22 protein-coding genes are annotated in these 22755 nt (G+C 57.3%); 12 read left to right on the top strand and 10 right to left on the bottom strand.

The genetic code is table 11. From position 1 onward, the window contains the following. Nucleotides 1–127 precede the first annotated feature (127 nt). Nucleotides 128–763 carry an endonuclease III gene (locus tag LKE28_07615; GenBank protein MCH3908094.1) on the top strand — a complete coding sequence of 212 codons (636 nt, stop codon included), beginning with the start codon at nt 128–130 and terminating at the stop codon, nt 761–763. Here the strand turns inward: LKE28_07615 and LKE28_07620 are convergent. Beyond that, the gene (locus LKE28_07620; protein ID MCH3908095.1) at nt 714–1154 is read right to left on the bottom strand and encodes a hypothetical protein; all 441 of its coding nucleotides are present in this window, start codon (nt 1152–1154) and stop codon (nt 714–716) included. The two genes, LKE28_07615 and LKE28_07620, sit on opposite strands and share 50 nt — an antisense overlap. A 185-nt stretch (nt 1155–1339) precedes the next feature. Between LKE28_07620 and rpmB the strand changes: the two genes are divergently transcribed. Genes rpmB through thrC form a run of 3 tightly spaced genes read left to right on the top strand, consistent with a single transcriptional unit; the run spans nt 1340 to nt 5306 of the window. Then, complete coding sequence (rpmB, locus tag LKE28_07625) at nt 1340–1570, top strand: 50S ribosomal protein L28 (protein ID MCH3908096.1); 231 nt, start codon at nt 1340–1342, stop codon at nt 1568–1570. 33 nt (nt 1571–1603) lie between these two features. After that, nucleotides 1604–4030 carry a bifunctional aspartate kinase/homoserine dehydrogenase I gene (gene thrA / locus LKE28_07630; GenBank protein ID MCH3908097.1) on the top strand — a complete coding sequence of 809 codons (2427 nt, stop codon included), beginning with the start codon at nt 1604–1606 and terminating at the stop codon, nt 4028–4030. A 10-nt stretch (nt 4031–4040) separates the two neighbouring features. After that, nucleotides 4041–5306: a threonine synthase gene (thrC, locus tag LKE28_07635; protein ID MCH3908098.1), complete on the top strand. Its 1266-nt coding sequence runs from the start codon at nt 4041–4043 to the stop codon at nt 5304–5306. On the opposite strand, the gene LKE28_07640 is transcribed toward thrC, so the two are convergent. Genes LKE28_07640 through LKE28_07665 form a run of 6 tightly spaced genes read right to left on the bottom strand, consistent with a single transcriptional unit; the run spans nt 5307 to nt 10338 of the window. Beyond that, nucleotides 5307–5966: a class II aldolase/adducin family protein gene (locus tag LKE28_07640; protein MCH3908099.1), complete on the bottom strand. Its 660-nt coding sequence runs from the start codon at nt 5964–5966 to the stop codon at nt 5307–5309. A gap of 1 nt (nt 5967) precedes the next feature. Further along, complete coding sequence (locus tag LKE28_07645) at nt 5968–7242, bottom strand: galactokinase (protein MCH3908100.1); 1275 nt, start codon at nt 7240–7242, stop codon at nt 5968–5970. Next, the gene (locus LKE28_07650; GenBank protein MCH3908101.1) at nt 7226–8026 is read right to left on the bottom strand and encodes a hypothetical protein; all 801 of its coding nucleotides are present in this window, start codon (nt 8024–8026) and stop codon (nt 7226–7228) included. Before LKE28_07650 ends, LKE28_07645 begins: the two co-directional genes overlap by 17 nt. Continuing rightward, on the bottom strand, nt 7911–9422 hold the full coding sequence (locus LKE28_07655) for a RecQ family ATP-dependent DNA helicase (protein ID MCH3908102.1): 1512 nt from the start codon (nt 9420–9422) through the stop codon (nt 7911–7913). Before LKE28_07655 ends, LKE28_07650 begins: the two co-directional genes overlap by 116 nt. A 33-nt stretch (nt 9423–9455) precedes the next feature. Beyond that, on the bottom strand, nt 9456–10004 hold the full coding sequence (locus LKE28_07660; GenBank protein MCH3908103.1) for a cysteine hydrolase: 549 nt from the start codon (nt 10002–10004) through the stop codon (nt 9456–9458). Continuing rightward, nucleotides 9961–10338, bottom strand: coding sequence for a desulfoferrodoxin (locus LKE28_07665; GenBank protein MCH3908104.1), 378 nt, complete (start codon nt 10336–10338; stop codon nt 9961–9963). The genes LKE28_07660 and LKE28_07665 overlap by 44 nt, the downstream gene beginning before the upstream one ends. Nucleotides 10339–10454: 116 nt before the next feature. On the opposite strand from LKE28_07665, the gene LKE28_07670 reads away from it, so the two are divergent. Continuing rightward, a complete protein-coding gene (locus LKE28_07670; protein ID MCH3908105.1) occupies nt 10455–11528 on the top strand; it encodes a peptidoglycan bridge formation glycyltransferase FemA/FemB family protein in 1074 nt (357 codons plus the stop codon). Here the strand turns inward: LKE28_07670 and LKE28_07675 are convergent. Both LKE28_07675 and LKE28_07680 read right to left on the bottom strand, forming a co-directional pair. After that, on the bottom strand, nt 11516–12748 hold the full coding sequence (locus tag LKE28_07675) for an EF2563 family selenium-dependent molybdenum hydroxylase system protein (protein MCH3908106.1): 1233 nt from the start codon (nt 12746–12748) through the stop codon (nt 11516–11518). The genes LKE28_07670 and LKE28_07675 overlap by 13 nt on opposite strands. Nucleotides 12749–12820: 72 nt before the next feature. Next, entirely contained in the window at nt 12821–14185 is a 1365-nt protein-coding gene (locus tag LKE28_07680; protein MCH3908107.1) for an acetate kinase, read from the bottom strand. 174 nt (nt 14186–14359) lie between these two features. Here LKE28_07680 and LKE28_07685 point away from each other — a divergent pair, with 174 nt between their 5' ends. Next, nucleotides 14360–15433, top strand: coding sequence for a hypothetical protein (locus tag LKE28_07685; GenBank protein MCH3908108.1), 1074 nt, complete (start codon nt 14360–14362; stop codon nt 15431–15433). Here the strand turns inward: LKE28_07685 and murB are convergent. Continuing rightward, on the bottom strand, nt 15411–16328 hold the full coding sequence (murB, locus tag LKE28_07690) for a UDP-N-acetylmuramate dehydrogenase (GenBank protein ID MCH3908109.1): 918 nt from the start codon (nt 16326–16328) through the stop codon (nt 15411–15413). The two genes, LKE28_07685 and murB, sit on opposite strands and share 23 nt — an antisense overlap. Before the next feature lie 53 nt (nt 16329–16381). Here murB and cysS point away from each other — a divergent pair, with 53 nt between their 5' ends. From cysS to LKE28_07720, 6 genes are all read left to right on the top strand, one after another. Beyond that, entirely contained in the window at nt 16382–17806 is a 1425-nt protein-coding gene (gene cysS, locus LKE28_07695; protein ID MCH3908110.1) for a cysteine--tRNA ligase, read from the top strand. An 88-nt stretch (nt 17807–17894) separates the two neighbouring features. Then, nucleotides 17895–18356, top strand: coding sequence for an RNA polymerase sigma factor (locus LKE28_07700; protein MCH3908111.1), 462 nt, complete (start codon nt 17895–17897; stop codon nt 18354–18356). Between the two features lie 4 nt (nt 18357–18360). Further along, on the top strand, nt 18361–18894 hold the full coding sequence (locus tag LKE28_07705; GenBank protein MCH3908112.1) for a zf-HC2 domain-containing protein: 534 nt from the start codon (nt 18361–18363) through the stop codon (nt 18892–18894). Between the two features lie 82 nt (nt 18895–18976). Then, nucleotides 18977–19249 carry a hypothetical protein gene (locus LKE28_07710; GenBank protein MCH3908113.1) on the top strand — a complete coding sequence of 91 codons (273 nt, stop codon included), beginning with the start codon at nt 18977–18979 and terminating at the stop codon, nt 19247–19249. Then, nucleotides 19168–20040 carry an S-methyl-5-thioribose-1-phosphate isomerase gene (gene mtnA / locus LKE28_07715; protein ID MCH3908114.1) on the top strand — a complete coding sequence of 291 codons (873 nt, stop codon included), beginning with the start codon at nt 19168–19170 and terminating at the stop codon, nt 20038–20040. The genes LKE28_07710 and mtnA overlap by 82 nt, the downstream gene beginning before the upstream one ends. Before the next feature lie 55 nt (nt 20041–20095). Then, nucleotides 20096–22753 (top strand): valine--tRNA ligase, encoded by a 2658-nt coding sequence (locus LKE28_07720; protein ID MCH3908115.1) that lies wholly within the window; start codon nt 20096–20098, stop codon nt 22751–22753. Nucleotides 22754–22755 lie beyond the last annotated feature (2 nt).

The raw sequence follows: 22755 nt of genomic DNA on the forward strand, positions 1-22755 counted from the left end.
GCGAAAGGACTCGAACCTTCGATATCTTGCACCCAAAGCAAGCGCCATAGCCGCTAGGCAACGCCCCGAGAAACGGGAGTATCATACCTTGCTTGCGCTTCGGACGTCAAGGTAATACGATGGTTGCATGCGTGATGTCATCCATACCATCTACGACATTCTGGATCGTACCAGTCCCAAGGAAATCCGTTTTCTCAAGGAAACGGATCCCTTCCGGTTCCTCTGCCAGGTGGTGTTGTCCGCCCAGACCACCGATGAAGCGGTCAACGAAGTCTCAAAACAATTGTTTACGTTGTTTCCGGACCGACATTCCCTGGCCGTCGCCGATCCCGCTGATGTGGAACGCGTCATTCATCGTCTGGGATTCTTCCGTGCCAAGGCAAAGCATTTGATCGCCCTGGCCAACGCGCTGGATGGCGAGGACATCCCTAGGGATATTTCCGGGCTTTGTGCGCTTCCCGGGGTGGGGCGCAAGACGGCGAATTGTTATCTTGGTGACATTATGGGCCAGCCCGCGGTCATCGTGGACACCCATTTCGCCCGGGTGGTGCGACGCTTGGGCTTGGTGGACTCCACCGATCCCACCATCGTTGAACGGGAAATCCGTTCGGTTCTGGAGCCGGAGAAATGGTATCGTTTCTCCATGACGGCAAACCTGTTTGGACGGACGGTATGCCACGCCAAGCGGCCATCCTGTGATACCTGTCCGTTGGCTACGCTTTGCCCTTCCAAAGACGCCGTTCGGAACGTACCGTCCACGTGACCCTCCATGGCTCCCAGGAAATCTCCAGCCGCATCAGACGGAAATCGGTGATGGCCGGAAGCGTAATCTTCTCTGTGTCCACCTGTTTCGAGCAGAGATAGATGCCGGAGATTGGATCGGCAATGTCCAAAGCGCCATACATTGTTTCCAACCCGGTGACGGGAAGGACCAGCATGCCATGGGTGAAGACGGAAGAAGGCGCGATGATTCCCGTCTGGGGAGCCGGAACAAGGGAAGGGGGTTCCTCTTTTCCCGTCGTTCCCAGCAGAACCACAGGGGGGAGCGCCCGTGTCGTCGGTTCTCCACTGTGCCGGAACAGCCAGGTCCGGAGGCGATTCACCTGTTTTGCGCATTCCTCGGGCACCCGAAGCGCCCACCATCTCTCCATCATGACATTCACCATACTCCAAAAGGGTTCGGGAGGGAAGATTTTTAGCGCTTCGGTCTTTACACGACCCCCTGTTATCTGCTATGGTTCCATAAGTTACGGGTCACCTGTGGCTCATTGCTCCATGCTCAAGCAACTGCCGATGGTGTCTCCTCGTTGAAAACGTTTCGGATAAGGTGGATATAACTATGGCACGGAGATGTGATATTTGTGGAAAAGGCACTCAGTTCGGACAGATCGTAACCCACAAGGGACAGGCTAAGAAGAAGGGTGGTGTCGGTCAGCACATCGGCGTTTGCAGCAAGCGTGAATTCCGTCCCAATCTCGTGACGGTGAAAGCCCTTGTCGACGGCAAGCCGAAGACACTGAAAGTATGCACCCGCTGCCTGCGCAGCGGCTTGGTGGAAAAGCGCGTCTGATCCTGCCTTTTCCCGACGCTGTAAGAGCCCCACGTGGGCTCTTTTTTGTATCATGGCAAGAACGAAAACCTGGAGGGAATCGTGAAGGATATCCGGCTTCACAGTGTGGAAAGTTCCGCGTTGGTGTCCAAAGAGGGATGCGGCCGCCTGTGCCGCATTGTGCGTGAAGGGAAGGAACAACACTGCGTGTTCGTGTTGTCTGTAATGCGATCCCTGGACTATGAGATGGGGTCGCTTCTGGAAAGCGCCAAAAACCATGATGAACGACTCTGGTCCTCGTTGGAAAAACGCAGTGAGGAATGGTCCTCTTTGGTAGACAGCTTGCTGGATCGGGACGGCGCCGTGATGGTTTCCCAACGCATCAAGCAAGGCTTTTCTGATATCGAGGATCTTTTAAAGGCCATCTGGCTGACCGGATACGTATCCAGCGGATCGGTCAACTTTGTCGACAAGTTGCTCTCTTCCTGGATGGCGGACATCATCTGCCATTATTTTGTGCTTTCCGGCTGTGGAGACGCGGATATCGCTTCTTATGACCAGGTCGTCGCCCATCCGGTGACGAAAACGCGCGCGTTGTTCGTCTATGGGATTCTCTCACAGGAAGACGTTGAGGAGAAAACAGCCCAGCTTGCCCCACTTTTCGAAGCAAGCGGGGTGACATTCTGGAACACCAAAGGATTGCTCCGGACCGCGGACATCAATGAGGTGCCTTCCGCCAAGGTGATTACCCATCTGTCCTATGTGGAAGCGACGGAACTGTCGTTCTTCGGCGCTCCCATCATCCATCCCCACGCATTGCTGCCCGCCATGCAGGCAGGGATTGACGTATGCCTGCGCTCCTGGTACGAGGAAGAAAACCCCGGGACGGTGGTCAGTACCCGGCAGGATGGCGGAGAATCACCGGTAGGAGTGCGAGGCTTCTCTATCATCCACCACATCGCGTTGATCAACGTGGAAGGAGCCGGCATGAGCGGCGTCCGCTTGATCGCCAGCCGGCTGTTCACCGCTCTGGGCGAAGTGGGAATCTCCGTCATTTTGATCACCCAGGCGTCCAGTGAGTATTCCATCTGTTTTGCCGTGATGGACAGTGAGGCGGAGCTTGCCTGCCGTACCGCCCGAACGGTGTTCTCCAAGGAATTGGAGGGCGGACAGATCCACCAGGTGGAAAGCGAATCGGATTGCGCCATCCTTGCCGCCGTCGGCCAGGAGATGAAGAGCCAGATCGGTATTGCCGGAAAGTTCTTCTCCTCCCTTGCCAAGGCCAAGGTCAACATTCGCGCCATCGCCCAGGGATCCAGTGAAAGCAACATCAGCGTCGTCATTAAAAGCGACGATTCCACCCGCGCGCTCCGCGCCCTGCACGCCGGATTCTTCCTGTCCATGCAGGCTATTTCGGTGGGCTTGATCGGTCCAGGGAACATCGGCGGAACGTTGCTTGACCAGATCGCCCAGCAGAAGGAACGGCTCAACCAACAGTTCGGCCTGGACATCCGTATCCGCGCCATCGCCAATTCCAAGCGGATGCTGCTGAATGACGAAGGGGTTGACCTTGACCATTGGAGAGATGAACTGGCCAAAGCCACCGAACCGTTTGACATGAATAAATTCGTCACCCATGTCGGCGTGACGTACTTCCCGCACAGCGCCATCGTGGACTGCACAACCAGCGCGTCCATCGCCGAAGAGTATGTCAACTTTCTTTCCCATGGCATCCACGTCATCACGCCGAACAAGAAGGCGGGGACGGCCCCGTATCCGTATTACGCCAAGATTTTCCAAACCTGCGTGAAGACGGGAAGCAGATTCCTGTATGAAACCACCGTAGGGGCTGCGCTCCCTGTGATCTGCACGCTGAAGGATCTGGTGCAGACCGGCGACCGGGTACACCGCATCGAGGGAATTGTCAGCGGCACGTTGGCATGGTTGTTCAACAACTATGACGGCACCACACCGTTTTCAGACCTGGTGCGCAAGGCGAAGGAGTTGGGATACACCGAGCCGGATCCCCGGGATGATCTGTCCGGGATGGATGTCGGCAGGAAGACAGTCATCCTTGCCAGGGAACTGGGATTCCATACCGAAGTGACGGACATCCCCATCGAGAGTCTTGTCCCCAAGGAAATGCGCGGGATGTCGCTGGAAGTGTTCATGAAGAATCTTTCCTTGTTGGATGAGCCGATGAAGAAGCGGTACGAAGCGGCGGCGAAGAAGGGCATGCGGCTCCGGTATGTGGGGTTCGTTGATGAACAAGGGCAGTGTCAGGCTTCCCTGAGGGAATACCCCTTTGATCATCCGTTCTCCCAGGCCACCGGTACGGATAACGTGATCCTGTTCTCCACCGACCGGTATCTTGAGCAACCGTTGGTCATCAAAGGACCGGGAGCGGGGAGGGATGTCACCGCCGGTGGCGTCTTCTCCGATCTGCTCCGGCTCGGCGCCTATTTGGGCGCGCGTATCTGAGGAGGCAACCATGCAGTTCATTTCCACACGAAAACAAGCGAAACCGGTAACCGCCAGCAAGGCGATCCTGCAGGGATTGGCGGAGGATGGTGGCCTGTATGTGCCCGAGTCGTTCCCGACGCTTCGGGCGCTCCCTGTCGGGGAGATTTCCAGCTATCCGGAATTCGCCTATGAGATGCTTGCGCCATTTTTCCAAGGGGATGCCCTCCAAGGAGATCTGGCGGATATCTGCGTGGACGCGTTCGATTTCCCCATCGTTCTGCATCCGCTTGCCAATGAACGGTGTGTCCTGGAACTGTTCCACGGACCGACCTGCGCGTTCAAGGATTTCGGAGCCCGTTTCCTTGCCTGTTCGATGGAACGGCTTTTGGAGAAACATGGACGGAAGCTGACCATTCTGGTGGCGACCAGCGGGGATACCGGTGGTGCCGTCGCGGCGGCGTTCTACGGAAGGAAAGGCATCACCGTCAAGGTGCTGTTCCCCAAGGGGAGAGTCAGCCAGCGGCAGAAGCAACAGCTTACCTGTTGGGGCGGAAACATCCAGAGTTATGAGGTGGACGGCTCGTTTGATGACTGTCAGAAGATGGTCAAACAGGCGTTCATGGACAAGAGCCTGTCCTCCTGGGGGCTTTCCAGCGCCAACAGCATCAACCTGGGGCGTCTGCTTCCCCAGAGCGTCTACTACGCCTACGCGGCGTATCTGTTCCAGGCTTCCTATGGGAAACGACCCATCTTCATCGTGCCCAGCGGAAACGTCGGCAACTGCACCGGCGCCTACTGGGCCCACATGATGGGCGCTCCGATCCAGAGGATTTCCTTGGCGGTCAACGCCAACAGAACGATGGTTGATTATCTTGAGACCGGAATCTACAAGCCGCATCCCAGTGTCCAGACACTTGCCAACGCCATGGATGTCGGGGCCCCGAGCAACATGGAACGGCTTCTGTCCCTCTACCCGGATTTCGACCAGTTCCAACGGATGGTTTCGGCAACCAGCGTCAGTGATGAAGAGATCAAGGAAACGATTACGGCGACGTATCAGGAATGCGGCTACATCCTCTGTCCGCACACCGCGACGGCGGAGTATGTGCGGAGGACGAAGTTCGCAAGCGATCCGACGATCATCGTTTCCACGGCGCACCCGGCCAAATTCAACACTATTGTTGAACCGTTGATCGGCACTCCTGTTCCGGTTCCCCCTGCCTTGCAACGGCTGTTGGACAAACCGACCCAGTACACGGACATCGGGACGGATTACCACGAACTGTTTGTGTGATCAGGATTCCAGTTCGTTGCGCTGGGCATCGGTCAGTGGACGATAGGTGAACCCCTTTGCTTCCATGCCTCGGGTGATGGTCGTCATCTGGGCCGCTCGCTCCAAGACATCCATTTTCTCAAATGCCAGGAGCAACGTGTCCGCCACGGTGACGATGCCATGGTTTTGCAACAGAAGGACATCCGCTTTGCCGCTTGCTTCGGCTACCTTCTTCGCCAACTCCACCGTGCCTTGCTTGGCGTAGGGAACGACCAGCGGATTCCGAAGAAGGTAATAGCCCTCGGCGGTGATGTGGGTGTCGATCGGGCAGGAGGCGTCATTGCCGTCCAACGCGGTGAACGAGGTGGCGTACACCGGGTGGGCGTGCACTACGGCGTTGATATCCGGTCGTTGCAACAGGATCCTCCGGTGCATTTCCGTCTCGATGCTCAATTTGTTGTCTGGTGTCAGGTTTTCCCCTTCCAGCGTAACGATGGCGATCTCCACGGCGCGGAGCCTGCTTTTGTCCAGCGAGGTCGGGGTGATGCAGAACAGCCCGCCGGGAAGCCGCATGCTGATGTTGCCCCCTCCGGCGGTGGTCAGCCCCCGTTCGTACAGACGCGCCATGAAACGCGCCACTTCCCTTCGTTCCAGAATAAATGCGGTTTTTTCGTCAAACATATCAGTCAATGATTGCGCAGGTGCTCCTGCTGCGGATTCCCAGCACGGTGACGGACCCTTTCCCGAACACCGCTTCCATGCGCTGGGAGTAGGTGGAGAGCAGATCGTGCGGCACGTATGCCTGGATGGTGCCGCCAAAGCCACCTCCATGGACACGACAGGCTCCTTTGCCGCCCAAGATGGCCTTGGACAACGCCAAGGCGAGCGGGACGCCCTGATGCTTCCAGTCGCTGATGGGATAGGCATTCTGCAGGAAACAGAACGAACTCTCCCCGCTTTCGTTGACCAGACGGAAATAGGTCTGGATGTCCTTGCGGGAAAGCGCTGCCAGCATATCGGAAACCCGCTGGGTGTCATTGAAGAAATGGTAGGCACGAAGGACGGCACGGTCATTGTCCACCTTTTCCCGCACTTCTGCGATATGGGAAAGGAAATCCTCGTAGGGGACTTCCCTGAGTTGCTGTTTTCCAAAACAGGCGGCTACGGCACGCATTTCCGTTGGGACGGCGGCGTATTCGCCGGTAAGATTGGCGTGGTCCCCGCGGGTGTCGACGACGATCAAATCATAGCCGTAATCCTGGAAGTTGATGTTCACCGGGGTGATGACCGGATGGTTCTTGTCCTTGAAATCAATGCCGACGATGCCGCCATGGGCGCATCCGATCTGATCCAGCAAGCCGGAGGGTTTTCCGAAGTACTCATTCTCGGCGTACTGACCGATCTGGGCCAGTTCCAACGGGGAGAGGGCGTCATGGGCGAAGAAATGGTTGAAGATTGTGGCGCAGAGCACTTCGATGGCCGCCGACGAGGAAAGTCCGGAGCCTTTCAGCACCCGGGTCGTCGTATTGGCTTTCCAGCCCCCGATGGCGACGCCCCGGTCATGGAACGCCTTGGCGATGCCACGGACCAGCGAGTTGGTGGTGTTCTTTTCATCCGTATGGACGGAGAGGTCGGAGATGTCCACCTTGACGACGGGGAATCCTTCGCTGGCAACAACCACTTTCCCGTCATCACTTTTGCTGGCCGCCCCAATGGTATCCAGGTTGATCGTCGCGGCAAGAACTTGGCCCAGGTTGTGGTCGGTGTGGTTTCCTCCCAGTTCGCTCCTTCCGGCGGTGGAGAACAGTGAAGCGTTCTTCTCGCCGAACAGACGGTCATGCTCCAACAGCAGATGGATCATCCGCTGGTCCATTTCCTTGGCGTCATACGCATTGCCGTACAACGCGGGGTACGCTGTATGGAGCGCACCTTCCTTCACCTCATTGAGATTCGCCATATCTTCCCTCCCGAAGCGCCCGTGCCGCCGCTTCCGGCGAGATGACGCAACTGTGCATCGACAGTATGCCATACTCGAAGGGAAAATGCATCTGGTTTTCGATGGTGGGAATGAGATGCATATGCACCATGTGCCCATTTGTATGGTGTTGGTGCAGGCATTCCAGACGAAGGGACGGTCCTCCGGCAAGCGCGTCCAGCCGGGAGGCGGCGAGACGGCAGAGGGCGATGAACTGTTCCTCTTCCTGCTGCCTCATCTCATCCAACGCGCTGAAGGTCCGACGGGTAGGAATGACCAGCATTTCGTACGGGGTGGATGCCCAGTACGGTACGACAGCGGTCGCGGTTTCATTCTGTACGACCACTCTGGTTCCCATTCCCCGTTCCCACCTGCCGTAATCGAGCAACAGCGGGGTGGTGTGAAGAGCAAAATAGTTCGCTTCTCCCTGAAGTTCCCTTGAGAGCGTATCCTTGGTCCCCTCATCATCCACCAATACCAGTTCCGACCCCGGGACGAAGCAGGCGGTTCCATCCCCGAGAAGCGCCAGATGGTCGCACACCGTCTGGTCCCATCCCTGGGGAGCTGGAATCTTGGTGTACACCATGGCCTTGTGAACGATATGGAGCATTCCGTACGGACCCTCCGTCCGGGTGGATGGAGGATCGTCATCACTGAACGGCGCCAGCAGGGGATTTGCTGTTCCCTGGAGGATCCGAGGGATGGGAGAACCATCCTGGTAGCGCACCGGGCTTTCGTCCAGGGGATTGTATCTGATCTCGCTCATGATGCCACCATACCGCGCCGCGCCACCGTGGGGCAAGACGTCCCCGCAGGCGGAAAAGCCTGCCTTCCGTCAGGAGTGTATGGATCGCTTGGAACGCCTCGTGTTCCGACCACTGGGACAGGACAGCCTCGGGGCGGGTGAGCGTTTCGGCCAGTTTTCTTTGGGTAAACCAGAAAGGCGTAGATCGTACCGCACTGAGAATTTCACGTTCTCCATCGCGCAGGGGAAACAGCCGATGGTCGCACACATCACATCCTCCGCAGGAATCAATCTCTTCGCCCATGAGGGAAAGAAGAGCGGAACGGATGCACCGCTCTTTCTGGGAGAACACCATGGCCAAAGGAGAAGGGTAATCGGTGTGGTCAAGCAGAACGAACGCCTTGGCCGGTTGGCCGTCCCTGCCTGCGCGCCCGCTTTCCTGCAGGTAGCTTTCCACGTCGTGGGGAGGAGAGAGATGGATCACTGTACGGATGTTTTTCTTGTCCACCCCCATGCCGAACGCGCAGGTGGAGAAAAGGACGGCGTCGTCCCGGGTTGCGAACCATCTCTCCAATGCTTGGCGGCCTTCCCTTCCAAGGCCTGCGTGGTAGTACCGTACCGGGATGCTCCGTTCACGCGAGGAAAAGCGGGCCGCGTACTGTTCACAGAGCGCGCGGGTAGGGCAGAACACCACGGCTGGCCGCCACAAAGGAACGGAGAGGATACGGTGGATGGTATGGGATTTGGAGAGGGTGCGTTCCACGTGATAGCTGATATTGTCACGGTCGGCGCTTGCCCTGATCACATGGGGAGTGGAGCCGCAAAACAGCAGTTGCTTCAGGTCCGTTACGATCCTCTCGCTCGCGGTAGCGGTGAACGCCGCCACAAGGCGTACGTCAAGGAATTTCAGGAAGATACCAAGATCGGCGTAACTGGGACGAAAACGTGTCCCCCACTGGGAGACGGTATGGGCTTCGTCGATGACCGCCATGCTGAAACGGTAGCGGGACAGACGCCGGCGGATTCCTGGTTGCTGGACGCATTCCGCGTTGGTGACGATGACGGTCGGTTTTCCCTCATCCAATGTGTTCCAGACTGAGTCCCGCTGGGCTTTGGTCTGTCCGCCTCGAATGACGACGTGACGGATGCCATCCGCCGCAAACCTGCGGATTTGGTCGTGCATCAGGGAAAGCAACGGGTAGATGACCAGCATGTGGTCCGGCATCACCACCGCCGGAATGGAAAAACAAAGGGTTTTTCCGAATCCCGTGGGAAGAATGACCAATGCGCCCTGGTGATATTGGGGCGTGAGGATCCGTTCCAACAGATCGACTACGACAAGACGCTGGTACGGCCGAAGCGAAGGAATCCCAAACTGATTCCGGGCGATGGTGGTGACAAGGGCGGAAAGGTCCATGCCCCCACGTACCACCAATGGCGCAAGAATGCTTCAGACGACGTCGATGTGACAGCTTTGCATCACGGCAAGAGCCGCCTGGTGATTGGCCGGTGAACTTCCCGCGCACAGGTTTTTGTCGACGGTAATGTACAGATCAGGCCGCACCGCCCTGAGCAGCAACGCGTTGCTCACCACGCAGATGTCGGTGCACACGCCCATCATCTCGATTTCCTTGAGGTCGGGCATCGCCTGAATCCGTTTGGCAAGCTCCTCCGAGCCGAACGTCGGTTTTTCAATGCGTGGCGCCTTTGCGGCGAAGGATTCCAGTTCCGGGATGATCTTCCAGCCGTTTGTTCCTTTTTCACAGTGGGGGACGGGCAGGTGCCGCGCCTCAGGATCGTCCATATAGTCCTTCCCATGGGTATCCATGGTGAACCAGACGGGGCAATCCGCAGTGGAGAGCCGCTTGACCATTGCCGGGATGATCGCCCTGGCTTCGGCGCTGCCCAGGCTGCCGGTTACGAAATCGTTCTGCATGTCGATGACAAGCAGTAGTTTAGAAACTGGTTTTCCACAGTCCGTCACAGGTACAGTAGACATATACATCTCCGTGGTCTTTTTCGTTGAACAGCGTCGCCGGCGCCTCGTTGGCGCTGATGTCGCTTCTGCGTACCGTGCGTTTCGTCACCAGGACGATGAACGCGATATGATGGTCAGGGGATTGCGGATGCATCTTCTGACCGACATTGATGTACAGCACCCCATCCTGCCGTTTGATGACCGGCAGGTGGAACTCGCTTTCCGGCCCTTCCGTCCGTGGTTGCAGCAATTCCATCTGCTGTCCGCAGCAGGTAAGGCTTTGTCCCTCGTCATCGATCAACTCCACGACGGAGTGGCAGACCGGGCAACGATAGAAACGTACTTTTTTGGCCATGTAACACCTCATTTCCTAAACTACTCATTCTTTCCTTTCTTGAAAAGAGGATTCGGTTGTCCCGAACCACTTTCCGTGGTATGGTGAATGTGCCACAACGGCTTGAGAGGTTTGCCATGTACGTGCAGGTGGAGGAAAAACCGGACGTTTTCCTCTATGACACCCCATTGGTCCATCAGAGTTTTTTCTGGTCACAAATCAAACAGAACCAAGGATTCGGAACCCGCTCCTTTGACATCAAGGTGCGGCGTGACGCCATTGAAGGCGGGGACTCCTCCGCTTATGTATTGGACGATATTCTGCTGTTGACCATTCCGGTCAACCGAGAGTCTTCCATCGCCTACGCGCCGTACGGCCCGTTGATCACGCCAAACGAACAGGCGATGGGACCGTTTTTGGAAGAACTTTCCGAAGCGCTCCGGGACAAACTGGATCCCCACACCCTGCTTGTCCGTTATGATCTTCCCTGGCAACGGCCATGGGATGGTGATGTGGTGGACCCACGCCTGTGGGAGATCCGCATGAACTGGGACACGGCGGGCAAACGAATACGAAAGTCCGTCGCCGACCAATTACCCTCGGATACGATGGTGGTCGACCTGAGTGGCTCGGAAGACGAAATTCTTTCCCGAATGCATCCCAAGACACGGTACAACATCCGTCTGGCGGAGCGCCATGGCGTTGAGGTGCGGAAGGGTGGATTGGACGATTTGACGGTTTTCTACCGGTTGTACCAGGAGACGGCCCACAGAAACGGCATCACGCTGCATGACATCTCGTTCTTCCGCTCGTTCTTCGGTCCCAAGGATGATGACGCCGGTTTTACCTTGCTGGTGGCCAGTCTGGATGGAAATCCGCTGTCAGCGATGTTTCTCACCTACAGCGACAGGCGGGCGACCTATCTGTTCGGCGCGAGTTCCGATACCCACCGGGAAAGCATGAGCACCTACGCGCTCCAGTGGGAAGCGATGAAGCTTGCTCGGAACTTTGGCTGCCGTTCCTATGACCTGTTCGGCGTGGCTCCGGATGACAATCCCGAGCATCCGATGCATGGGCTGTACCGGTTCAAACGGGGGTTCGGCGGCCAGATGATCCATCGGCTGGGGTGCTGGGAGTACCCCTATGACGAAGAAGCGGTACGCGAACTGGCCGCCTATGAAATGGTGGACAAGGGCTATCACCAGCGGTGATGGTCCACCAGTTCCAGCACGCTGCCGGCGATGGCTTTGGCTTTGTCGCTTGCCGTATGGAAGTCAGCCTTTGCGTCGCGCGGATCAATGTCTGCGATCTTGAATCCTTTGGGGACGTGCAACCCGCTGTGCAAGAGTCCGCGGACCATCCCGTCCAGCGTGGCGGTCACGAACGTATCGCCCACCATGGCGATGGGTTGCCCTTTGGAGACCAATGTTCCGATCTCCATACCCGGTACTGCCTGGAAGATGCCTTCCGCCGGGCTGTGGATTACACGCTCTTCGGCAAACCCTCCCACCATGCCGGGAACTCCGGTGTTGGGAATCGCCCCTCCGCTGGTGATGATGCGTCCCAGACTGTGACCACGCATCGTCTCGACCACGGCGTGGCAGTCCACCCCCGCGGTGAACCCCGGCCCCAATGCGATGACCAACGGCGCGTCGGAGATCTTCGTCCCCAGGTTGCGTTTGGCAAGAATGGCATCCACCACCACCTGTGGCTGGAGGAGCCGAATGGCATTCCCTTCCGGGTCTTCCAGAACAGGCACTTCCCCCCGGATGATGGTTTCCGTCACATCATCCAATGTCGGGATCCGTCGCGCCGTGATGCCTTCGATCGTCACCTCTCCCTGGAACATTGCCTCGGCGAAACTGACGGTACGCCGGATGACGGTGGGGCGCGCCACTTCCAACGCAAGAACAGGATAGCCGGCATGTACCAAACGGATGATCACGCCACTGGCCAAGTCTCCCGCGCCACGGACGATCACCAGAGGCGAGAGCGGGCTTTGGGAACGACCTGAGGTGTGATGAATCTGTTTCTGTATTTCAGCGAGGATCGCCACGGTCCGAGACGCATCTGTTTCCGCTCCGAGGGAAAGACCAGCCGGGCAACAGACCCGGCAGGGCAGACTGCAAAGGGGAACGGGTGGGGTGATGACGCCGACATAGGATGGACGGGTACGTATGAGCCAGCTGTTCCACGTGGTAATGTCCCATGGATTGTCCCAAAACACCCAACACGCGCCCAAAGGGGCGGCTGGATCACAAAGGGACGACGGGATGTCCGTCTTCTTCCTCACCGTGACGGATGAAGGCCAAGGATTCTGCGTTCCCGGGGCGATCACCGCGGTGACCGACATGCCGCAAGACAAGGCGAGTGACGCGATTTCCCGCAGAAGAGGGTGATCGCCGACAAGGTACAGACGCAACGTATCCATGTTCCTATCGTACCACGGGCAGGAAGTGAGGACAAGCGACGAAAAGAAAAGCGGCCCGAAGGCCGCTTGCCGTTATTTGATCTTCAGTTCTTCCTTCATTTGGGGAGGATAGACCAGAAGCGGTTTGAGTTCGGGATGCGCCTTCAGGTTGGCCGGAAGATTCCGTGCCCGGCCCTTGTTGACGTAATTCGGATCCTCAAAGCTGTAGTGGAATTTGGTGTGGACGTCGTAGGTGCCTTTCATCAACGCGTAGGCGTCTTCGGTGATCACCAGTTCCTCGTCAGTGGGAATGACGTAAATTTTGATGGGGGAGTCGTCCGTGCTGATGCAGAACTCTCCGTTCTTGCAATGACACACGTCGTTCTTCGCCTCGTCAATCTTGAAGCCCAGCTTCTCCAGCCCTTCACAGGCTCCGCGACGGATGTGGGACGCGTTCTCTCCGACGCCGGCGGTGAACACCAAGGCGTCCACGTTTCCGTCCAGTTCGGCGAAATAGGCGCCGATGTACTTCTTCAGCCGATGGCACTCCATCTTGATGGCAAGCTGCGCTTTCTCATCACCGTTCTCCGCGGCGGTGAACACGTCACGACGGTCACTCATGCCACAGATGCCCAACAAACCGCTCTTCTTGTTCAGCGCCGTATCCATATCCTTGGCGCTCATGCCGGTCCGTTCCATGATGTACGGAAGGATTGCCGGATCAAGGTCGCCGGAACGGGTTCCCATCACCAGGCCTTCCAGCGGGGTGAGCCCCATCGAGGTATCATAGCAGACGCCATCCTTCACCGCGCAGACGGACGCTCCGTTGCCGATGTGGCAGATGATCACATTGGTGTCTTTGTTCTGCTTGCCCAACAGCGCGGCGGCGCGCTTCGCGCAGTACAGGTGGCTGGTACCATGGAAGCCGTAGCGGCGCACGTTGTATTTGGTGTACCAGTCGTACGGAACGGCGTACATGAACGACTCCGGCGGCATGGTCTGGTGCCAAGCCGTATCAATGACGATCGCCTGGGGAACGTTGGGCATCGCTTTGCGCGCCGCCTCGATACCCATGATGTTGGCCGGCATGTGCAGCGGTCCGAGAGGGATCACGCTCTTCAGCTTCTCGATGACGGCGTCATCGACCAACGTGGATTTCTTGAACAGTTCGCCACCATGCAGGACGCGGTGCCCGACGGCTCCGATCTCGTCCAGACTTTTGATGACCCCATAGGTCGGGTCCAACAACATCTTCATGATCATTTCAATCGCTTCCTTATGGGTCGGGGAAACGAATTTTGCCTGGTAGACAGGTTTGCCGGTCGCGTTCTGCTCGATCGTCGAATAATCCAATCCGATACGTTCGACCACGCCGACGGCAAGGACATCCTTGTTGTCCCAGTCATAGACTTGGTATTTGGCAGACGAACTGCCACAATTCAAGCACAAAATTACCATTTGTAATACTCCTCAAAGGGTTTTTGATTTTCCGAAGGATGCTTTCATTTAACCACGGTTTGCTCCTAAAATCAACAAAGGAACCGGGGGAAGATATGGAAAAAAGAACCGCGACGCCACTCCTTGTTTTGGTTTCCATCCACCAATCCGCAACGTTTGGTGGTATTCCGTCGTATGGGGAAATTGCTGGTGATCCTTTGGTTCTGGGCTGTTCCAACGCTCGGCGCGTTGGTGCTGGAGGCATCTCCCTGGTCACGGACGCTCCGGATTGAATCCACACGCCAAGGAAGTCATCTGGGGGTGTTCGTCACGCCCGAACAGGTTTCCTTCACATCATTGGAACTTTCCTTTGTAGCTCCTCAGTACAGCGTATGGTATGGAAGGGATGTCCAAAACCCCATCACCGGCACTTCCCGTGGGTGGAGGTTTCTTTCCTCACAAGGTTGGGAAGGGACGTTGTTCACGCCGTTGTTTGACCGTTCTTCCCTATTGTATCTGTCTTTGGGAGGTCGGAAAGGCCGTTTGGGGACCGAGATGTTCGGGTGGTATCGGCCGGACCGAACCTTCTCCGGCCCTGATGATTTGATCCCCATTCCTTCCCTTGACGATGAACCGTTGGGCGCGGGGCTTGCCCTCTCGGTTTCATCCGTGGTCGGGGAAAGCAAACTGACCATGGCCAGGGGATACCGGTCCCATCGATATGTACGCCTTGTTCATGAACTTTCTGCGGGGCCGTTGTCCGTTTCCTTCCGTCTAGGGGAGGAGGAGTGGCCGGTCGCGTACGCGTTCTCGCTGGGCGGAACGGGAAAACAGGTCCGCCTGGATGCCCGGATCGGCAAGCGTTGGGGGCCGGTGCCATTATTTGCCGGGCAATCCCGGGCGTGGAGGGCGGAGAGCGCCGTCAGCGGCACGTGGGAACAAAACCCGTGGTCTGTCCGTCTGTCCAGTGACGCGGTCGCCCGCTATACCAGCGCTTCCAACCTTTCGGCTTCTTTGCAGCCACGTGTGACCATCCGAAACGGGCGGTTTTCGACCCGCCTCGGCCTGGAGATCGGGCTCCGACCCAAGCGGGAACTCTCCGGGTGGACGTGTTCCGTTTCCCTTGGCTCTCTGTCCGCCGCGTGGTCTGACGATGGGGTGGAATGGAACCTTTCCGCCTCCCGTGGACTCTGGAGGATAACCATCAAGAAACGATGGGGGTATCGTCCTGAGCTTACCGTCAGGTTTACCACTGGCCGAGAAAATTGACTTCGAATTCCAGATGGATGCCGGTGTTCTTTTCCACCGCTTCCCGTCCTTGCCGTGCCAGTTCCCAGATGTCCTGGCCTGTTGCGTTCCCTTCGGGATTGACGATGAAGTTGGCGTGGTACGGGCTGACCATCGCGCCTCCGATCCGTTTCCCTTTCATTCCCGCCTGGTCAAGCAGCGCGCCCGCGGAAACGTCAGGCGGGTTCTTGAAGATGCAGCCGACGCTGGGCCAATCGAACTGGTGCTGTTCCCTGCGTCGGGCTTTCGTCCCTTCTTTGATGATCCTCAGTTGGGCGGTTTGTCGGGTGGGCGTGAGCCGGAACGCGGCTTCGAACAGAATGGTCTGGGGCATCTCCATGAACGGGCTGTATCGGTAGGAGAAATCGTCATTGTGCACCTGCATCCGATGCAGTTTGCCATCCATCGTCAGATAATCGACGTAGTACAGGCAGGAGGAAACCCGGATGGTGGACACCCCGGAGTTCCCCCAGATGGCGCCTCCCACCGTACCGGGGATGCCTCCCAGCATTTCCAGACCTGCCAGGCCCGCCTCGGAAGCGTGGTCAATGGCGCTCTCCAAATTCATTCCGCACCGTACGCAGAACATCTCCCCGTTGATGTGGAAGTGGTTCATGCCGGTGGTGATGATCACAAGTCCGTCAATACCACGGTCGCTGAACAGGGAATTGGACCCGCCTCCGATTACCGTGACAGGAAGACGCTCGGTGGAAGCCCAGGAAAGCAGGGCGCGGAGCTCCTCCAGCGTGGTGGGAAACGCGCCATAGCGGGCCGTCGTGTGCAGGTGCATAGTGGAATACCGCGTCAGGTCCAGATGTTCCGTCACCATCCGCTCAAGGTTGATTTTTTCATTCTGAGAAGGTACATTGGTAGCCATGATGCCCATATTGTATTCCCTTGCGGAAGCTTGGGCAATCGAAGGAGTCCCCCATGGATGTGCATGTGTATAATACGATGAGTCGCAGCATTGAGCTGTTTCAGCCGATCAACCCAGGTTCAGTGGGGATGTATACCTGTGGTCCTACGGTGTACAACTATGCCCATATCGGAAATTTGCGCACGTTCCTGTTCGAGGACCTGCTGAAGCGTACCTTGGAATACGCCGGTTACCAGGTGCGGCACGTGATGAACATCACCGATGTCGGACACTTGACCGGTGACGGCGATGAAGGCGAGGACAAGATCGAGAAGATGGCCCACAAGACGGGCAAGACGGTCTGGGAGATCGCTGATTTCTATACCAAGGCGTTTTTCAAGGATTACGACGCGCTGAGCATCATCCGTCCTGATGTCGTCTGCAAGGCGACGGACCATATCAAGGACATGATCGCCTTGATCCAACGGCTGGAGAAGGGCGGACATACCTACGTTTCCGGAGGCAATGTCTACTTTGACATCTCCTCCATCCCCGATTACGGCAAGCTGGCAAGGCTGAAGCTGGATGAACTGCAGGACGCGTCCCGTGAGGATGTGTTCGTCGACGGAAACAAGAAGAATCCCAAGGATTTCGTGCTCTGGTTCACCAAGAGCAAGTTTGGGGAACAGGCGATGATGTGGGATTCCCCGTGGGGCCGTGGCTTCCCCGGCTGGCACATCGAGTGCTCGGCGATGAGCATGAAGTATTTGGGCGAGCATTTTGACATCCACTGCGGCGGCATTGACGCCATCCCGGTGCACCACACCAATGAGATCGCCCAGAGCGAGGCAGCGACGGGAAAGAAATGGGTCGATTACTGGATGCATGGCGAGTTCCTGCTGGATGACCGCGGCAAGATGAGCAAGTCAAACGGTGAGTTCCTTACGTTGAGCGTGCTTGAGGACAAAGGGTACGATCCGATGGATTACCGGTATTTCTGCCTGGGTGGCCATTACCGCTCCCAGCTGAAGTTCAGTTTCCCGTCGCTGGACAGCGCCAGGGAAGCCCGGCTGGGGATCGTTTCGCGCATCAGCGACCTGCTCTCCTCCGGGGCGAAGCTTGTTCCCATCCAGAGCGAAGCGGGAAAAGCTGCGCAGAAAGAGTTCGCCGACCACATCACCAATGATCTGAACAGTCCGCGCGCCTTGGCGGACCTGTGGGGTGTGTTGAAGAACGACACGCTCTCTGTGGACGAGCGGTACAGTTTGGCGATGGATTTCAACAAGGTGTTCGGCTTGGAGCTGGACAAGGTGACGAAGCGTCAAGAGGACGCGCCGGTTGAGGACAAGGACGCGCTTGCCTTGCTCGCCGCCCGTACCGAGGCAAAGAAAGCAAAGGACTGGGGAAAGGCGGACGCCATCCGTGCCCAGCTGGACGAAATGGGGTATGAAGTCAAGGACACCAGTCAGGGACCGGTGCTTGTTCGCAAGCGGTTGTAACCATTGGGACGGGTGATTGTTAGATAGTATGGAAATTAAAAGCAACGATGAATCGGATTTCATACAGGTGTATACGCGCGTTTTCCCCATGTTGCTCAAGGTGGTGTACCACATCACCAACAACCAGGATCTCGCCGAGGAAATCTGTCAGGAAGCGTTCATCAGGTATTTCGACAAGGCGATGTCCTTCCCCAGCGAAGAGGAAGCCAAGTATTGGCTGATCCGCGTCGCGAAGAACCTGGCGATCAACCAGGTGAAACGGAAGGCCAGGGAGCTGGGAATGGTGGAGAAACTGAAGAAGTTCCCCGATACTTCCAGTTCCAAGGACGGAGCCCAGGCGTTGGTGGAGAAGGAGACCCGCAGAGAGGTCCAGGAAGCCATCGCGGGGTTGCCGGAAAAGTTCCGGCTGGTCATCGTGATGAAGGAATACACTGATATGGATTACAAGGGGATTGCGGCCACGTTGCATATTTCCGAGAGTAATGTGAAGGTCAGGGTGTACCGGGCACGGAAACTGCTGGAGGAAGCCTTGAGACCCAAACAGGAGTGAGAGCATGTGCGTGGATGACGAATTGTTGAACACCTATTTGGATGGGGAACTGCAGGAGCCATGGAGAACGCAGGTGGAGCAACACCTTGGGTATTGCAACGCCTGCAGGGGGAGACTCGAACAACTGAAGGCCCTTGACCATACGATGCAGAGCGCGTCGTTGACGGAAGAGGAAATCCAGGGGCGCCAGGAAAAGGTGCTTTCCTATTTTGAGAAAAACCGGTTTGGCAACAAAAAGATCCGTTTGTTCGCCCGTCGGGTACAGGTACGTCTTGTGCCGGCGCTTTTGACCAGCGCCGCGGCGTTCGTCATCGTGTTCATTGGCGCGTTCGTGCTGTTCGGGACAAACAGCAAACAGACGGAAGAGATTCTCCCCGGCGTCGCCGCGCCGGTGGACAGCGCCAACGTCCGTCAGGTTTCTGACGTAAAGCAGAAAACGCTGGATGATTATTCATTGGAGCAGATCGTCCAGTATCTGGATTCCAAAGGATATGCGGTGAAGCTGGAAGTCAAGGCGGTGCAGCCGATCCAGCAGTAAGGGAGATGATCGTTCTGGTGTAGGCGGCGGAAGCCGTCTTTTTTGTTGCATCTTCCATCCTCCCGGGACTATGATGGGGAGCATGGACATCACCAATTTTGAAACCGTCACGCTGGATGAAGCGTCCGGCACGCTTCTGATCTGCGATCAAACCAAACTTCCGGGAGAGGTCACGTTCCTCTCGCTTTCCAACGCCAAGGATATTTGGAACGCCATTTATCTGCTGCAAGTCCGCGGGGCGCCTGCCATCGGAGTTGCAGCGGCCATCGGGTTGTGGGTGGTCACCAAAGGACTATTCAGGGGAACGATTTTGAAGGTTTTTACCGTTTGTTCGTCAAAGAAAAGGAATATCTGAAAAGCGCCCGGCCGACGGCGGTCAACCTTTCCTGGGCGTTGGAGCGGATGCATCGCGTCTGCCTCGCGAACAAGGAAAAGCCGGTGGGGGTGATCAAGGAAATCCTCCATCAGGAATGCGTGCGCATCAGGCAAGAGGATATCGCCGTCTGTCACGCCATCGGTGAGTACGGTCTGACGTTGATCAAGGACGGCGACGGCCTGTTGACCCACTGCAACGCCGGCCGCTTGGCCACGGTGAAATACGGGACGGCCACCGCGCCGATGTATCTGGGCGCGGAACGGGGAATGCACCTGCACATCTACGCCGATGAGACCCGGCCTCTGCTTCAGGGCGCGCGGCTGACGGCGTTTGAACTTCACGCCGCCGGTCTTGACGTGACGCTGGAATGCGACAACATGTCGGCCAGTGCCATGCGGGAAGGGAAGATCAACGCGGTGTTCGTCGGCTGTGACCGTGTGGCGGCCAACGGGGATTTCGCCAACAAGATCGGCACCTCCATGGTGGCGTTGGCCGCCAAACGCTATGGCATCCCGTTCTACTGCTGCGCCCCCACGTCGACGATTGACCTGGCCACACCGGATGGAACGAAGATTCCCATTGAGCAACGGCCGGCGGAGGAGGTCACCACGATGTGGTACCAGCACCGGATGGCGCCGGAAGGGATCAAAGTGTACAACCCCAGTTTTGATGTGACGGACCATGACCTGGTCACGGCATTCGTCACGGAAAAAGGAATCGCCAGAGCTCCGTTCTCCACCTCGCTTGCCCGGCTGTGTTCCCGGCCGTAGTTGCAGATGCCGCCCGATTTTGATAGGATGAGTGCATTCACGGGGAGGCATTGGAGTGAAGTCGATTGAATTGGCGAAAGCCTATGACCCAAAAGAATTTGAGTCGAGGATTTATCAGGATTGGAAACAGGACGGTTTGTTCCGTCCCAGCGACGAGAGTGTCGGTAAGCCGTACACCATCGTCATGCCTCCTCCCAACGTCACCGGAATCCTCCACATGGGGCATGGGCTGAACAACTCACTCCAGGACATTCTGATCCGTTACTACCGGATGACCGGCCGCAGCACCCTGTGGGTGCCGGGAACGGACCATGCCGGCATCGCCACGCAGAACATCGTCGAACGGATGTTGGCCAAGGAAGGCCTTCGGCGTCAGGATATCGGCCGTGAGGAGTTTCTCAAGCGGACCTGGGCCGTCAAGGAAAAGCACCATGACATCATCACCCACCAGCTGGAGGTGATTGGTTGCAGCTGTGACTGGAGTCGCGAGCGGTTTACCATGGACGAGGGGCTGTCCCGCGCCGTGCGTGAGGCGTTCGTCACATTGTATGAGCGTGGCCTGATCTACAAAGGCGAGTATTTGATCAACTACTGCCCGCACTGCCAGACGGCGTTGGCTGACGACGAGGTGGAATACCAGTCGATGCAGGGCAGCATGTGGGACATCAAGTATCCTTATGCCGATGGCTCTGGGTTCATCACCGTGGCGACGACCCGTCCGGAGACGATGTTCGGTGATACCGCCGTTGCGGTGCATCCGGATGACGAGCGGTACAAGGCTGTGGTGGGGAAGAAACTCCGCCTGCCGCTGACGGACCGTGAGATTCCCATCATCGCCGACGCGTTCGTCGACATGAGTTTCGGAACCGGTATGGTGAAGATCACCCCGGCCCACGACCCCAACGACTACCAGTGTGGCAAGCGCCACGGTCTGGATGCGATCAACGTCCTCAATCCGGACGGCACGCTGAACGACAACTGCCCGGAGAAGTATCGCAACATTCCGGCGGTGGAAGCCCGCAAACTGGTCGTGCAGGACCTGAAGGAGCTTGGACTTTTGATCAAGGAAACACCCCATCAGCACGATGTCGGCACCTGCTATCGTTGCCATACGGTGGTGGAGCCGTACCTGTCCAAGCAGTGGTTCGTCAAGATGGACGGCATGGCGCAGAAGGCGTTGGACGCCTGGAAGCGCGGGGAGATCAACTTCTATCCCAAACGGTGGGAAAACACCTACAGCCACTGGCTTGAGAATATTCATGACTGGTGCATTTCCCGTCAGTTGTGGTGGGGACACCGCATCCCGGTCTGGTACTGCAAGGATTGCGGTGAGATGATCGTCTCCCGCACCGATCCGACGGAATGCCCGAAGTGCCATTCCCACCAGATCGAGCAGGACAACGAAGTGCTGGACACCTGGTTCTCATCCTGGCTCTGGCCGTTCTCAACGCTGGGATGGCCGGACAAAACACCGGATCTGGAGAAGTTCTTCCCGACGGATACACTGGTCTCCGCCTACGACATCATCTTCTTCTGGATATCCCGGATGATCATGGCAAGTCTTGAGTTCATGGGGCAGGTACCCTTCCATGACATCTACGTCACCGGCCTGGTGCGTGACAAGCAGGGCCGGAAGATGTCCAAGAGCCTGGGCAACGGCATCGATCCCATCGAAGTGGTCAACCGCTTCGGCGCGGACGCGATGAAGTTCACCTTGGCCTATATGGCGACCCAGGGACAGGACATCAAGATTGATATGGAAAGCTTCAATCTGGGCTCCCGGTTCGCCAACAAGATCTGGAACGCGTCCCGTTTCCTGCTGATGAACCTTGATGGGACGGAAATGCTTGATGTGAAGACCATCCAGCTCCGCACCATGGACAAGTGGATCTACCACAAACTCAACCAGGCGGTGAAGAACGTCACCGAGGCTGTCGCCGCGTATCGGTTCAATGACGCGGCCCAAGGGTGCTACGATTTCTTCTGGAATGATTTCTGCGACTGGTACGTGGAGTACAGCAAGCAGGGTTTGTACAGCGCAGATCCCCAGGAAAAGAACCGGACCGTCACGCTCCTGTTGGATCTGCTCTCCGAATCCCTCAAGCTGATGCATCCGTTCGTCAGTTTCGTCACGGAGGAAATCTATGACAAGCTTCCCGGTTCCACCGGGCATCTGATCACCCAGCGCTATCCCGTCTGCGATGAGAACCGTAATCATCCTGAGGAAGCGCTTCTGGTCAGCCGTGGCCAGGAGGCGGTCGCCGCCATCCGTGCCGCGCGCAATGAGCTGTCCATTCCGGTGGACAAGAAAGTGCGTGTGGTGATCAAGCCGGATGCCGGGTTCGCCGCTACCGATTTCTTCCGTGAGGAAGAAGCCTTGATCGCAACGTTTGTCAATGCCAGCGAGTTGGTCATTGATACGGATGGATCGGTGGATGTGTCCGGGACGTTCCCCGTCGCCGGAACCGGTTACGCTTCGTATCTGTTTGTCCGCCAGGCCATCGACGTCCCCAAGGAGATCGAGAAACTTGCCGCGGAACGGGAGAAGAACCAGCAGTTGCTCGCCCAGACGATGAAGAAGCTTTCCAACCCGCAGTTCATGGAACATGCCAAACAGGAAGCCATCGACAAGGAGCAGGGCAAAAAGGCGGAGTTTGAGGAAAAGATCGCCAAAGCGGACGAACACCTCAAACTGCTGAACAGCCTGGCCTGAAC

This window comes from Sphaerochaeta sp. (genome assembly GCA_022482495.1).
Lineage (GTDB): Bacteria > Spirochaetota > Spirochaetia > Sphaerochaetales > Sphaerochaetaceae > RUG023.